The sequence below is a fragment of the Ursidibacter arcticus genome (assembly GCF_009761375.1).
GTDB lineage: Bacteria > Pseudomonadota > Gammaproteobacteria > Enterobacterales > Pasteurellaceae > Ursidibacter > Ursidibacter arcticus.
Window position 1 is genome coordinate 1 of sequence record NZ_LEKM01000118.1, and the last position, 15,438, is coordinate 15,438.

The 15,438-nt window shown below is 37.1% G+C and carries 10 protein-coding genes; 1 reads left to right on the forward strand and 9 read right to left on the reverse strand.

Going from position 1 to position 15,438, the window contains the following annotated elements; all coding sequences use genetic code 11:
• Window positions 1-193: 193 nt before the first annotated feature.
• The 8 genes from A1D25_RS04535 to A1D25_RS04570 all read right to left on the reverse strand — a co-directional run bounded on the left by A1D25_RS04535 (window position 194) and on the right by A1D25_RS04570 (window position 13,771).
• The gene (locus A1D25_RS04535) at window positions 194-523 is read right to left on the reverse strand and encodes a MaoP family protein (protein WP_157394510.1); all 330 of its coding nucleotides are present in this window, start codon (window positions 521-523) and stop codon (window positions 194-196) included.
• An 84-nt stretch (window positions 524-607) separates the two neighbouring features.
• Entirely contained in the window at window positions 608-2,401 is a 1,794-nt protein-coding gene (locus tag A1D25_RS04540) for an AMP-dependent synthetase/ligase (protein ID WP_157394511.1), read from the reverse strand.
• Window positions 2,402-2,646: 245 nt separating this feature from the next.
• Complete coding sequence (gene metE, locus A1D25_RS04545) at window positions 2,647-4,917, reverse strand: 5-methyltetrahydropteroyltriglutamate--homocysteine S-methyltransferase (protein WP_157394512.1); 2,271 nt, start codon at window positions 4,915-4,917, stop codon at window positions 2,647-2,649.
• 249 nt (window positions 4,918-5,166) lie between these two features.
• Entirely contained in the window at window positions 5,167-6,828 is a 1,662-nt protein-coding gene (locus A1D25_RS04550) for an ABC transporter ATP-binding protein/permease (protein WP_157394513.1), read from the reverse strand.
• 75 nt (window positions 6,829-6,903) lie between these two features.
• The gene (locus A1D25_RS04555; RefSeq protein ID WP_157394514.1) at window positions 6,904-9,129 is read right to left on the reverse strand and encodes a TonB-dependent siderophore receptor; all 2,226 of its coding nucleotides are present in this window, start codon (window positions 9,127-9,129) and stop codon (window positions 6,904-6,906) included.
• A gap of 185 nt (window positions 9,130-9,314) precedes the next feature.
• On the reverse strand, window positions 9,315-10,955 hold the full coding sequence (pyrG, locus tag A1D25_RS04560) for a glutamine hydrolyzing CTP synthase (protein ID WP_157394515.1): 1,641 nt from the start codon (window positions 10,953-10,955) through the stop codon (window positions 9,315-9,317).
• Window positions 10,956-11,148: 193 nt separating this feature from the next.
• Complete coding sequence (locus A1D25_RS04565) at window positions 11,149-12,609, reverse strand: surface lipoprotein assembly modifier (RefSeq protein ID WP_157394545.1); 1,461 nt, start codon at window positions 12,607-12,609, stop codon at window positions 11,149-11,151.
• A 352-nt stretch (window positions 12,610-12,961) separates the two neighbouring features.
• Window positions 12,962-13,771 carry a Cof-type HAD-IIB family hydrolase gene (locus A1D25_RS04570; protein ID WP_157394516.1) on the reverse strand — a complete coding sequence of 270 codons (810 nt, stop codon included), beginning with the start codon at window positions 13,769-13,771 and terminating at the stop codon, window positions 12,962-12,964.
• Between the two features lie 136 nt (window positions 13,772-13,907).
• Here A1D25_RS04570 and A1D25_RS04575 point away from each other — a divergent pair, with 136 nt between their 5' ends.
• Window positions 13,908-14,585: a phosphoribosyltransferase family protein gene (locus A1D25_RS04575; RefSeq protein WP_157394517.1), complete on the forward strand. Its 678-nt coding sequence runs from the start codon at window positions 13,908-13,910 to the stop codon at window positions 14,583-14,585.
• Here A1D25_RS04575 and A1D25_RS04580 read toward each other — a convergent pair.
• Window positions 14,571-15,371, reverse strand: a complete 801-nt coding sequence (locus tag A1D25_RS04580; RefSeq protein WP_157394518.1) for a TatD family hydrolase — start codon at window positions 15,369-15,371, stop codon at window positions 14,571-14,573. The two genes, A1D25_RS04575 and A1D25_RS04580, sit on opposite strands and share 15 nt — an antisense overlap.
• Between the last annotated feature and the right edge of the window lie 67 nt (window positions 15,372-15,438).

Genomic DNA, 15,438 nt, shown 5'->3' on the forward strand with positions numbered 1-15,438 from the left:
AATAATTCAGACTGATGACAAACCTCAATTTGTTGTATTCAATAAACGGACGCCAGCGTGGCGTCCCTACACAACAAAATAAAATCTGTTATTTTTCAATTGGTTATAACTTTTCTTGTAGGGACGCCACGCTGGCGTCCGAATGAAAAAAGACTTTGTCAATAATCTGCGGTGGGTTATCCCCACCTACTCATTATTCTGAATCATCACCGCTACCAATATCGCCACTCACATCGCCAGAAAGGGTGTAAATGCGTTTGGTTCTGCTCGTTAAAGTACGATATTTTACCCATACTTTTTCTAAAAAAGTTTCTGGTGCTTGTTCGCCTTTTACGACTGCAACAAATTGTTTTTCTTCTTCTGTTACTGGACTACGCTCACCACTTTCTAAGGCTAAGCAAGCTTGACCAAATTGCTCTAAAGTTTGTGATTCACGAATGGTGTAATCTCCGTGACGAGAAAAACCACGCGGGTAATTTTTATCATCGAAAAAGCGACGAGTTACGCTAAAACTCTGTGCCATAATATGCCTCTTTATCTATCTAAGTTTAAAATCAAAAATCGGGCAAGCATTAAATCCAAATATGAAGAATAAATCAATGCTTTTTTACGATTTTGAATGATCTGACTTACTATACATCGCTTCAATTTGTGCTTTATAGCGTTCTAGTATCACTTTTCGGCGTAATTTTAGCGTTGGCGTAATTTCTTCCATCTTCATTGTGAAGGCTTCAGGCAATAAAGTAAATTTCTTCACTTGCTCAAAGCTCGGTAGCTCTTTTTGTAGCTCGTGAATACGCTTTTCGAACATTTGTACAATATCCGAATGTTTAATGAGATCTAAACGGTTATGATATTTAATATTCAACTGCTTAGCGTATTCCTCTAGGCTTTCAAAACAAGGCACAATCAACGCTGAAACATACTTTTTCGCATCAGCGATCACTGCAATTTGTTCAATAAATTTATCTTTGCCAATTTTACCTTCAATATATTGTGGAGCAATGTATTTGCCGTTTGATGTTTTCATCAACTCCTTAATACGATCTGTAATGTAAAGATTACCTTCAGCGTCCATTTCTCCTGCATCACCTGTTTTTAAGAAACCATCAGCAGTAAAAGCTTGAGCTGTTTCTTCAGGCTTTTTGTAGTAACCACGCATTACCATTCCACCACGTACTAAAATCTCGTTGTCATCGCCAATTTTTACTTCCACATTTGGCATCAGCTTACCAATAGAATGAGGGTTAAATCCTTTATCTTGCCAACAAGAAACTGTTGCGGTTGTTTCTGTCATTCCGTAACCTAATTTGATGTTAATTCCAATACTGTGGAAAAACATTCCAATAGTTGGTTCTAATTTTGCCCCACCACAAGGCATCATTCGCATTTTTCCACCAAGCAATGCTCGTAATTTTGATAAAACTAATTTATCTGCCAAAGCATACTGCCAACGTAATAGAAGAGATGGTTTATCGGTTTGGCAATATTTTTCACCCACTTTAATCGCCCACTTAAACAAAGCTTGGCGATGAGCTGGTGCTGTTTGTACTTTATCCCACACTGCCGTATAAATTTTTTCATATAAACGAGGCACAGCACACATTGTTGTTGGCTGTGTTTCGACTAATGCTTGACGAACTAAATTAGTATCTTCCAAATAACAGTTTGTTGCACCACGATGGAATACATACGCCACCCACGCACGCTCAAAAATATGCGAAAACGGCAAAAATGAAAGGGAAACATCATTTTCATCAACATTTAAGGCTTGATCGTGTGCTTTAAGTTGGTGAGCTAAATTAGCATAATCTAGCATAACCCCTTTCGGCTCTCCTGTTGTACCTGATGTATAAATCAGCGTAAAGAGATCGGATAATTGTTTATCGGCCAAACGTTGCTCTAACAAGGCTTGTTGTGGCTCAACGGTAACAAAATCTTCCCAATAACAAGCTAACGGATGCTGACGTAGCTCAATACTACTTTTCATTGCCACAATGTGTGTTAATTGAGAACAGTTGTTCGCTATTTCCAACACTTGATCACACTGTTCTTGGTCACCGACAAAGAGAATTTTAATATCCGCATCATTTACAATATATTCCACTTGTTTAGCGGTATTTGTTGCATAAATTGGTACTGCGATTGCTCTAATTTGCATTGCACCAATATCGGTAATTGTCCAACGTGGCATATTATGAGCAAAGATACCAATTTTTTCTTGAACACCGATTCCCTTATCTAACAAAGCATAAGAGAGTTGGTTAATTTGAGAATGAAAGGCAGACCACGAAAGTGATTGCCATTGATTTTGCTCTAAAAAGCGTACAGCTGTACGCTCAGCAAATTTCTGGGATTGAATGTTAAAACGATTAACAAAATGAAAATTCAACAAATCCATCTCGTGATTTGACCTTATAATTTCAGCTTACAAATGTTCGCTAATATAAAAGTTTCAGATCTAAAAAGCTAGAAAAAAGTGAACAGTTTTTAGTATTTTGAAGGTACAATTCGATCACTTGTTGTTTGAAAGATTGACTGAATTTTGTCATAAAAATCTGCACCTTAATTCGTTGGTTGTTTAGTCCAACTTTTGGGGTGCAGTTCAAGTTTTAATATAACTCGCTTTTTTAGTTATAAGTGTGATTACGCTAATTCTTTACGTAATTTTTTGGTCACTTCCATCATCACTTCTAATTGAGCAATGGTTTCTGGCCAACCGCGTGTTTTTAAACCACAGTCTGGGTTTACCCATAAACGCTCTTTTGGTACAACGTTTAAGGCTTTACGCAATAAGCGTTCAATTTCTTCAGCTGTTGGTACTCGTGGGCTGTGAATGTCGTAAACCCCTGGACCGATGTCGTTAGGATATTTGAAATCACCAAATGCGGTTAATAACTCCATATCTGAACGAGACGTTTCAATCGTAATGACGTCAGCATCTAAACCAGCGATAGCAGGTAAAATGTCGTTAAACTCTGAGTAACACATATGCGTATGAATTTGTGTATCATCAGCCACACCCATTGAGCTTAAACGGAATGCTTCGCCAGCCCATTGTAAATAAGCGTCCCAGTCTGCACGTTTAAGTGGTAAACCTTCACGAATTGCTGGCTCATCAATTTGAATCACTTTGATCCCTGCTTTTTCTAAGTCTAATACTTCATCAGATAATGCGACACCGATTTGTTTACATACGGTTGAACGTGGAATATCGTTACGCACGAATGACCATTGTAAAATAGTTACAGGGCCTGTCAGCATTCCTTTCATTACCTTTTTAGTAAGGCTTTGTGCATATTGCGACCAACGTACAGTCATTGGCTCTGGACGAACAACATCACCATAAATTACAGGTGGTTTTACACAACGTGAACCATAGCTTTGTACCCAACCGAATTTCGTGAAGGCAAAACCGTCTAATAATTCGCCGAAATATTCCACCATATCGTTACGTTCTGCTTCACCGTGAACTAATACATCTAAATCTAATTCTTCTTGACGGCGAACGACATATTCGATCTCTTTCTTCATTGCTGCTTCGTAATCTGCAAGGCTTAAATCACCTTTTTTGAAGCTCGCACGAGCGTGGCGAATTTCCGTGGTTTGTGGGAAAGAGCCGATATTGGTTGTCGGAAGAAGCGGTAAGTTTAACCACGCATTTTGTAATTTAATACGCTCAGCAAAGGGTGATTTACGTTGATCTGCATTTGCTGGTAAGTTTGCTAAACGCTCTGCAACTTCAGGGCGATGAATTTCTTTGCTATTTGCACGAGCATCAGCCGCTGCTTGGCTTGCATCTAATTGTGCTTTAACCGCAGAACGTCCGTTATTTAATGCTTGTTTTAATACATTTAATTCTTCTACTTTTTGTAACGTGAAAGATAACCAAGAGTATAAATCCGGATTTTTCTCTTTTAATTGTGTTTCTACTTCTAAATCATATGGTGTGTGAAGTAATGAGCAGCTTGGTGCAATCCATAAGCGTTCGCCTAATTTTGCTTTTAATGGTTCTAATACATCTAACACTTTGTTTAGGTTTGCACGCCAAATGTTACGCCCTTCAATAACCCCTGCTGAAAGCACTTTGCTATAATCTTCAAAGGCAGCAAGTTGTTCTGGAGCACGAATTAAGTCTAAGTGTAAGCCATCAACAGGCAAGCCTTTTAATAGTGTTGCGTGTTCTGCTACTGAACCAAAGTAAGTCGCCAGTAAGATTTTCGCATTCACTTTGCTTAACTCGGCATAAACCGCTTTATATGCTTCAACCCATTCTGCTGGTAAATCTAACGCAAGGGCAGGCTCATCAATTTGGATCCACTCTGCACCCTCTGCAACAAGTGCGTTTAGAATTTCCACATAAACTGGAAGTAATTGATTGAGTAAATCGAAACGGTTAAATGATTCACCTTTCTCTTTACCTAAATATAAGAATGTTAATGGACCTACAATCACTGGTTTGAAGTTTAAGCCTAATGCTTTTGCTTCACGAATTTGATTAACATAGTGAGCGGGGTTTGCTTTAAATTCGGTATTTTTATGAAATTCTGGGACTAAATAGTGATAGTTTGTATCGAACCATTTAGTCATTTCGATAGCAAATTGATCTTTGTTACCACGAGCCAGTTGGAAGTATTGATCTAAGGTGAGGTTTTGACTGTCGAAACCGAAACGTGCAGGAATTGCCCCTGTTGCCACTTGAAGATCTAAAATGTGATCGTAGAAAGTGAAATCGCCTACTGCAACATAGTCTGCATTGGCAGCCGCTTGATGTTTCCAATTTTTCTCACGCAATGCTTTAGCTAACGCTAATAAATCTTGTTCTGCTAATTCTTTACGCCAGTAACGTTCTTGAGCAAATTTTAATTCGCGTTTTGCACCAACACGCGGAAAACCTAAAACGTGAAATGTTGTCATTGTAAATCTCCTAATTAGTTTAAAATCAAATTTAGACGTTTAGCCATCTAGATGGGGTACATAATGATAAAATTTATTACATTATGCAAATGTATAATTTTCACGTTAATATGAAAATTTTTAATAATGGATAAGTATAGAGAGACTAAAATGAAGAAAGTTTAATCATATTACTATGATTTTATAGGTGAAGATAAAAAATAAGCGGTCAGTTTATGAATAAAATTTACATAAATATACCGCTTAGTTTTAACTTATGACGATTTGTTTGTTCATTAAACGCTTTACTTCATCTTGATGACTCACCACTAAACATAATGTTGATGGTAGTTGCTGCTGAAGTAGCTCAATTAGCCTCAATGCTGATGCTGTATCTAATTGATTAGTCACTTCGTCTAAGAACAGTATTTGTGGACGAGCTAATAATACTCTAGCAATACTAATACGCTGTTGTTCCCCACCAGAAAGTACCTTATGCCACGCTTTGATACAATCTAATTGCTCTACCAAATCCGATAAGCCCACCTGAAATAGAGCAGTCTTTAATTGGTTATCATCGTAAGTAGGTAAATTTGGGTAACTGAGTACTGCTCGCAAACTACCTTCAGTTAAGTAAGGGGTTTGTGGTAAAAATAACATTGAACCTTTTACATCAATATGCCCTGAATAGTAGTGCCAAAGCCCTGCTAAAGTTTTGAGTAGGGTTGATTTGCCTATACCACTCGCTCCATCGATCAATACCCAATCACAAGCGGTAAGATTGAGAGAAAAATTTACAAATAAGGATTTTTTATCTGGGGTATATACCGATAAATTATCCGCTTTTAGCAGAACATTATTTAACGTATCTTCGTTATTTTTTACAGTATTAGAAATTTTTACAGATAGTAATGCCGATTGAAATGTCGCTAAACGTTCAACCACAGCAGCCCACTCCATCAATTTTTTATAGTAATCCATAAACCAGCCGAAACCATCTTGTACATTAGAAAATGCACTTCGTGCTTGCATCATATCGCCAAATGTCATTGTTCGAGCTAAATACATTGGTAATGTAGCAAAAATCGGAATAAATAAGCTCAGACGTAAATAGCTTGCTGAAAAGATTTCGACCTTAAATTCCCTTGCAATCAACTCTTGCCAGTTCTGTTTAATCTTTTGAAAATGTGTTGATAAACGTGAAATTTCTCTTTGCTCACCACGATAAGAGGCAATTTGCGTTGAGTGCTCTCGAATACTTAATAATGTTGCACGATAATCCGCTTCTTTATGTTGGCGTTCTATATTGAGAGGCTGTAATTTATGCCCAATAAAGTGCATCAACAGTGTACAAAGTATTGAGTAGATGAGAGCAATCCAAACTAGATAACCATAGATAGTGATGGTTTCACCACCAATATGAAATGTTTGAATATGTGATAGTTCCCATAAGATAGCGATAAAAGCGACTAATTTTGCCAAATTCATTATGAAATACTTAAATAAATCAATACTTTTTTCTGCCAATAAAGCTACATCTTCAGCAATACGCTGATCGGGATTATCAATATATTGAAAATGAGAAAGATGGTAATGCTTGCTTTGCTCTAACCAAAGTTGTTGGAATTGTTCTGTTAAATGCTCTCGCCAGCGAAAAATTAGAACTTTTCTTAGCCAATTGCCACACACAATAAAGCTCACGATAAGGGCAATATAACCTAAATAATGCATTACTAATTTAGGTATTACTTCGCTATTAAATTCAGCAAGAGCATCATAGAAAGCTTTATTCCATTCAGTAATCCATACGCTAATATGAATAATAAGCAATGCAAATGTAATAACAAGACAAAGTAAAAACCAAGCAACACCTTGATGTTTATTACACCAAAATGGTTTGGCTAATTGTAAAAATTGAGAAATTGTGTTCATTTTTTCAAATAAAAATTGATAGTGAGAGTTACTCACTATCAATTAAGCGGTCTGATTTTAGAAAAAATTTACCAATTAGAATTTCCAATCTAAATTAAATAGGAAGGTACGCCCTTGCCCATAAAGATTGTTAATTCCTAAAGTACGCACTCGGTGGTTCTCAAAATAACGTTTATCCGTTAAATTTTTCCCTACAAGGTGTAATGCAATGTTCTTGCTTACTTGATAACGAATATTTGCGTCCCAAATTGCATAGCTACCCTGTTTAACATTCCATAAACTATCCACTTTACTTTGGAATGAAACGCCTGTACCAAGAGACCATTTTTTCTGATCGAAAGGTAATACATAATCAGTGTATAAGCGGAAAATATGTTTTGGTGTGTGTTTGCTATAATTTGCACCAGAGAAATATGTTGTACTTCCTGATCTTTCAGTTTTGAGATATTTGCTTTGGTTAAAGGTATAGCCTGCAGATAATTGCCAATCTTCCGTTAGATGACCTGATAATTCTGCATCAACTCCGCGACTACGCACTTCACCATTTGCAATGAAATAAGCTCTGCTTACGCTAGGATCCATCTCTGGTGTAATTTGCATTGCTCTATTCTTTTGAGAAATCTGGAAAAGTGCCACAGATGCATTTAATGTTCCATTTAACCATTCACCTTTCCAGCCTAATTCATAATTTGTTCCTGTAACTGGTTTAATTGTTTTGCCATTTTTATCTGTACTTGATTGCGGTTTATAAATAGCCGTATAACTTAAATACAAACTATTATTTGGGTTAATATCATAAGTTAGTCCTGCATAAGGTACAAAGCGAACCCTAGATAAATGGCTATGTACATCAGGATCACTATCAGCTCTACCATTCCACCAATCATAGTTTGTGTTTGCTACTTGTTTCCAGTGACTATAACGAGTACCTGCAATAAGATGAAGATTTTCTAATAAGTTAAAACGTGAACCAAATGAAATAGCTTGGTTATAGGTTGCTCTATCATAGAAAGTCTGATCACTATATTGAGTACGCCAATCTGGCTCAGAAATTTCATTACCATTAAATTGAAGCGGATCAAAAGCTGTTGTATTTCGAATACGGCGGAAACGATTATCGGCAGATTCACGACTATAAGTATAGCCTAAGAAGAGTTCGTGCTGACGACCAAACAGATCATATTTACCTGTTAAAGTTGATTGGAAATCAATTTGATCACCTTTATTATCATAGCGTAATAAATTATTTGTTCTCAGTGTATCGCCTACTGAATAGCCACTATAACTTGTGCCTGCTTCTGCAATAAATCCAAAACCTTGAGTTGTGTAATTCTTAATATAATTAACTTTATTGGTTAATTTCCAATTATCATTAAAGAAAGTTTCAAATTCAGCAAATACGTTAAATTTACGAGCTTTCTCTTGATTCCAGTTATAGCCTAAATAAGTATCACGATGAAAACCAGCATCAGCACCGTTTTTATTCATCGGCACACCAAACACATCAGGAGTTGTATGTAGATTCTGATATAAAGCACCAAGAGTAAGCTGACTATTTGAACCCACTTCAATATCCATTACACCATATAATGCACGTTTAGTATTGTCATTCGGTAACTTTTTAAAAGTTGGATCATTTTCTAATACAGAAACAAGACGCCCTCTTACACCCGCACCCAGAGTACCTGATACATCTGCAGTTGTTCTTGCTTTACCATTCGAATCAAATTGGAAATTACCATTTGCTTGAAATTCACTTGTTGGACGTTTACGCACCGCATTGATCGTACCGCCAGGTTCGCCTGTTGATTGCGTTAAACCTGTTGCTCCACGCACCACTTCAATGTGATCGTAGATGACTAAATCTGTCATACTCTGCGGATCTCTGAAAGTATTATCCCGAGATCCTCTTACAGCACTGGCAATACCATCTTCTTCAATTTGATCGATATAAAATCCTCTCGACTGATAACGATAGTAAGCACCATCAGGAATTACATTGATGCCTGTTGTAGTTTTAAGAGCATCTTGCATCGAGGTAATAGCACGTTTATCTAGATGAGCTTTAGTGACAACACTAACAGACTGTGGAGTTTCTTTAGGAGAGAGAACAAGACCTGTGGTCGTTTTCATTGCAGACGTTGTTAATGATTGACTATGCTCTGTTAATGTATTTCCACTGTTAGCGGTAACTTCAACGGAATCTAAACCATTATGTTGTTCCTGTACAGTATTTGCAATAGCAGGCATTGCAAGAACGGCACTACTAATTAAACTTAATTTAAACTGAAAATGTGTCATAAATACCCCGAAAATTGAATAAAAATTATTTTTATACTATTAAATATGACAATTATTTTCAATAAAAAAATAAATAAGATACGAATTTGATCTGACAAGTTAGACCAGTAAAAAGCGGTCAGTTTATGAAAATTTTTTGCAAATTTTCTTCACAAACTGACCGCTTTCGTTGTTATATCAATTCGTTATGAATTAGATAATTTCGCTTGATGCTCTTTAGCTGCTTTTACAAAGCCTTCAAATAATGGGTGTCCATCTCTTGGTGTTGATGTAAATTCTGGGTGGAATTGGGCAGCAACAAACCAAGGGTGGTTTGGTACTTCAATAATTTCAACTAATTTACGATCAGCAGAAAGCCCTGTTACTTTTAAGCCTGCTGCTTCAATTTGTGGTAATAAGGTGTTATTTACTTCATAACGGTGACGATGACGTTCGTAGATTGTTTCATTCCCATATAATTCACGTGCCAAACTGCCTTCAACTAAATGACACGCTTGTGAACCTAAACGCATTGTACCGCCAAGATCTGATGTATCAGAACGAACTTCCACATTACCTTCTGCATCTTGCCATTCGGTAATTAAACCAACAACAGGATATGCCGAATCTTTATCAAATTCCGTTGAATTTGCACCTTTTAAACCTGCTACATTGCGAGCATACTCAATTAAGGCAATTTGCATTCCTAAGCAAATTCCTAAATATGGAATCAGATTTTCACGAGCATATTGTGCCGTTAAAATTTTACCTTCTACACCACGATAGCCGAATCCACCAGGTACTAAAATTGCATCAACACCTTTCAGTGCTTCAACTCCTTTGGTTTCTACATCTTGTGAGTCAATATACTTAATATTAACGGTTAAGCGATTTTTTAGTCCCGCGTGTTTTAATGCTTCATTTACAGATTTATAAGCATCTGGTAGCTCAACATATTTGCCAACCATACCAATAGTCACTTCGCCCGTTGGATTAGCTTGTTGGTAAAGTACATTTTCCCATTCAGATAAATCTGCTTCTTTACAGCTTAAACGGAAACGGTCGCAAATAAAGTCATCTAATCCCTGTGATTTAAGTAATGCTGGAATTTGATAAATTGAACCAACATCTTTTAATGAGATAACCGCACGCTCTGGTACGTTACAGAATAATGCGATTTTCGCACGCTCATTCGCAGGAATTGCACGATCTGAACGGCACACCAATACATCTGGCTGAATACCGATAGAAAGTAACTCTTTTACTGAGTGTTGTGTTGGTTTTGTTTTTACTTCGCCTGCTGTTGGAATATATGGTACAAGGGTTAAGTGCATAAATAAGGTTTTTTCACGACCGACATCTACTGCAAGCTGACGTAATGCTTCTAAAAATGGTAAAGATTCAATATCACCAACTGTTCCACCTACTTCTACGATAGCGACATCTTGCCCTTTACCGCCTTCGATCACTCTTGCTTTGATTTCGTTAGTAATATGTGGAATAACTTGAATTGTTGCACCTAAATAGTCGCCACGACGTTCTTTGCGTAAAACTTCTGAGTAGATCTTACCGCTTGTAAAGTTGTTTGCTTTAGTCATTTTGGTGCGAATAAAACGCTCATAATGCCCTAAATCTAAATCGGTTTCCGCACCATCTTCGGTTACAAACACTTCACCGTGTTGTGTTGGACTCATTGTGCCTGGATCGACATTGATATAAGGATCAAGTTTCATAATAGTGACTTTCAAGCCACGCGCTTCCAGAATAGATGCGAGAGATGCTGCTGCAATCCCTTTACCTAAAGAAGAAACAACACCACCTGTTACGAAAATATAATTCGTTGCCATTGTATTTTGCCTTTATTTGATTGGTTGAATTGAAATTGAAAATCTGTGAATGGTAATACCATTAGGACGGGAGCGTAGTTTACAGTAAAAATTGCGGTTTTGCTAGGATTTAAACATAAATCTATTTTGCAATATAGTCGAGCTAAGCGGTAATATTTTTGCGAAAAATCGCAAAGATCTTACCGCTTATTGATTAGAATTGTTTGCTGAAATCAACAAATACACGATGTTTATCGTAAGTATAGAATGGGTGGTTACTTCTTGTTTTAGTGAAACTATAAGTTAGGCGTGGCGTTACTCCTAAATAATGCACCGCACGATGCCAGATAGATGCTTGTACACCATATTCTTTATTTCGCTGAGTAATGTTGAAAATCGGCATTGGGCCTTTGTAATGTTTTTGTGCAAAACTTACAGATAAGCGAGTTGAAAGCCCTTGTCCCCATTCTTGTCCCCAGCCTAAACTTACTCCTCGACGTAAGAAACTATCATCACGATCACGCGTTGATGTTCGGTTATAGTTTAAGTTGAGTGTCCAATACTGTTTAGCATTAGCAAGATAAACTAATCCTGTTGAAACAAAATGATAGTTACCATTCAAATGTTTGCGAGAAATATAACGTTGCTCACCATATTCATAATTATTACTCCATTGCCATTTTGGTGAGAGCCAATAGCTAAACTGTAATGTCCCACCCGATGATTTAGAAAAGCGTTTTAAAGTATCGCTTTTATCAGAACCACCCGCATAAAGTGTTTGCTCAATAAAAGGCGAAAGAGAAAGGGTTGCTTTCGCATTTTGATAGCCTATACCAAGATCACCACGAAAACTAATTTCATTATATTTTTTATTATTCCAATAGTACTTGCCGTTGGTGTTCAAACCTAACTGATTGAAAAAGCCATTTCCCCACGACCATTTTTTACCAATATCAAAATGAAAACCTACACCTTGGGCTGATTCCGCTTTTGGTGCAGACCAATTACCGTAGGTCGTGCCTGCTTTTGGTGCGTTATTGATATTAGGATCGTTCAAATAGGTTAAGCCACCACTAAAAACCCAACGATCTCGTTGGTTAATGGCATTTAAGTATTGGCTAATAATCGTTTGAATTTCATCGGGAAGTGGTTCTGAACGAAGTTTTTGGAATTGATCTTCTGCTGCTTCTAACTCACTATTTTCAAATAAAGTAGCTGCAAGTTGTAGGCGAGCAGGAAGAATATCAGACTGTGTAGCTAATACTTGACGATATAAACGAACCGAATCAGCATAATTCTGTTTTTTCTTAGCTAAAATGGCTTCTGTCCATTGGGTCAAAATATCATCTTTAAATTCAGCAGGAATTTGCTGATAAATCGGGAAAAGCAATTCTACATTATCCATATTTCCTTGCATTACGGCAGGTAGTAAAGCTCTTACGACTAAATCAGGGTGCTTAGCTAATTCTTCTTTTGTAATAGAAATAGAATTACCTTGCTTATGTTCTTCTATTTGTGGCTTTATAACAGGTTTAGTTTCTGGGACAACAACGCTAGCTTCTGTTTGAATACGTTGATCGTTTAAACGATCTGAAATCTTTTGCTGTTCTTGATTCGCAAATAAAGAAGCTGAAAGGGCAAGAGTAAGAGTAGAAATAATGAGCTTATTTGGCATATTTTTATTTTCCATAAAAAGAAATAGCTATTTCTCCATAGCCAATCAAACTACTGACAAACTCAAAAATGCTGTTAAATATAAAATTCTGCCCCCGTTTACGGGGGAAGTACCCGAACGAAAGTTCGGGGGTAGGGGGGCAAAATAGCTGATTTATTAAATGTGGCTGTACAAAATAAATAGCATTAGCCCCCTTCGGTTCGCTTCGCTCGCCACTTCCCCCGCAAGCGGGGGCAGAATTTAATCGCAAATACTGTGTTCAATAAGTTTATCTATAATCTAAATGGATATTTCTCGATAGCCAATTTATCTAGATGAGAACAGTTTACATTTATATACAAATCCCTTCAAGTTAAATAACCTGTAATTTTTGTAAGGCTTTTAAAATACCATCTTGCTCAATCGGATCTGTTACATAATCTGCAAGGGCTTTTACTTCATCTTCTGCATTCCCCATCGCTACTCCATAACCAACAGTAGAAAGCATTTCCAAATCATTCAAACCATCGCCAAATGCTATTGCATTTTTCATATCCAAGCCAAAATAACTCAACACATCTTGAATACCACGAGCTTTGGAGTGATGTTTATTGAGTAAATCGACAGAATATTGATGCCAACGAACTTCTTTTAAATCATCTTCGAGTACATTTGCATCAATAATATCTTGATGACGTTCAGCAGGGAAAAAGGCAAGTAATTGAATAACCTTGTGATCTAAATAGTAATTCGGATCAATGATATAATCAGATTTAATCGGGCGTAATGATGTTTCTACTTCAGGGTTATTTTTAGACACCGCGATTTCGTCTGCTGTTACAAAGGCATACTCAATATTGAGAGCGCGTAATTTAGTCAAAACTCGCTCAATACGTTCAGTCGTTAAAATATACTCACTAATCACTTCGCCTTTATACAGATTATATTGTCCATTCGTTGTGACAAATAATTCAAAACCAGTTTCATTCATTAACGGTTTAATCGCATCAGGAAAAGCCCCAAAAGTTCTGCCCGTAGCGATAGCAGGAATAATCCCTTTGGCTCTTAATTGGGGTAACACTTGTTCAGCAATAGATTGGGGAATACGTTGCTCTTTTTTGTAATAAAGGGTCTCATCAATATCAAAAAAGGCTATTTTGATTGGATTTTCGAGTGGCTGCATAATTTCTCCTTTAAATGCTCACTAGAAATAGAACGTTAAGTTTACCCTTTTTCGATCTATATCACAAAAATTCGCACAGTTTCTCTATCAAATTCTGATAAAGTTCAACAAAAATAGATAAAAAGAAAATAACAGTATGTTTGATTGGGGATTTCGTTGCTTCCACTGCCACCGTTCACTCGCCATTAGCTCACACGGTTTTTGCTCAAAATGCTGTAAACAACTCGCTCACTCCGAATACTGCGGGCATTGTGGCAGTAATTTATTAGAAAACCAGCTAAGTTGCGGGAATTGCTTGCGTAATGAGCCGAAATGGCATCGTATTGTACAAGTTTCTGCTTATAAAGCACCGCTTTCAGAATGGATTCATCGTTTCAAATTTCAGCAACAACATTATTTAGATAACGCGTTGGGGCGTTTATTGTTATTGGCAATCAAACAAGCTCAACGAGAGCATCAACTAGTATTGCCTGATGTGATTATTCCCGTACCCCTATTCTGGCAACGCCATTGGCAAAGAAGTTACAATCAAGCCGAATTATTGGCTCATTATGTGGCTAAAAAATTAAATTTACCCCTTGATTTATACAGTTTACAGCGTGTGAAGCCTACTCGCTCACAACGAGAGCTTACCGCAATGGAAAGGCGTAAAAACCTTAAAAATGCGTTCTGTTTCAAACCGTTAAAAAACTATCAGCGAATAGCCATTGTTGATGATGTGGTAACTACTGGCTCAACATTAAATACTATTTGCCTTGAATTACGCAAAAAAGGGGTAAAAGAAATTCAAGTTTGGACGTTAGCGAGAGCCTAAACCAAATAAACGTTCACTATTTTGCCAAACGACATCAGCGATTTGTTCTGGTGGTTCTGGACGTAAAGCACAAAGGGTGTCAAACGTTACCATTAAACGCTCAGGGCGATTAGGGCTATCTTGAAAACCAAAAACAGGCATATCGGGAGAATCTGTTTCAAGCAGTAAAGCATCTAAAGGCAATTTGGCGATAGTTTCACGAGTTTTATTGGCTCGTTGGTAGGTGATAGTACCGCCGACACCGATTTTATAGCCAAGATCGACAAAACGTTTCGCTTGTTCATAACTACCAGCAAAGCCGTGAACAACACCAGTTTTATTTAACTTGGCTTGTTTTAAGAATGTATAAAGCTGTTCGTGGCTTTTTCGAGAATGTAAATTAACAGGTAAATCATACCGCTTGGCGAGCTGTAATTGAGCCTCTAAAAATTCACACTGTTTTTGCCATAGTTCTGAGGTACAAACTTCTGCTACTGCACGTTCTAACCCGATTTCTGCAATGGCGGTACAATACGGATCTTGCATTTGTAACTGTTGCTCTAGCAGATCTAAATCAGTTCGTTGATGTCGCTTAATATAAAGTGGGTGCAATCCTAGCCCGTAAACAATATGTTGTGGCACAGCTCGACTACAAGCGGTTACTTCTGCAAAATTTTTTGCAAAAACCGCAACAACTAATATACGTTCGACTTGGGATTTCTTCGCATTATCGACTAATTGGCTAACGCTTAAATTAAGATCTTGTGCAAGATAATCTAAATGAGTGTGGGTATCAAAAAATTGCATTTTTTTCTAATTTAAAAAAGAAGAGCGAGAAAACTCTCGCTCAGATTATTGACAAAGTATTTTCATT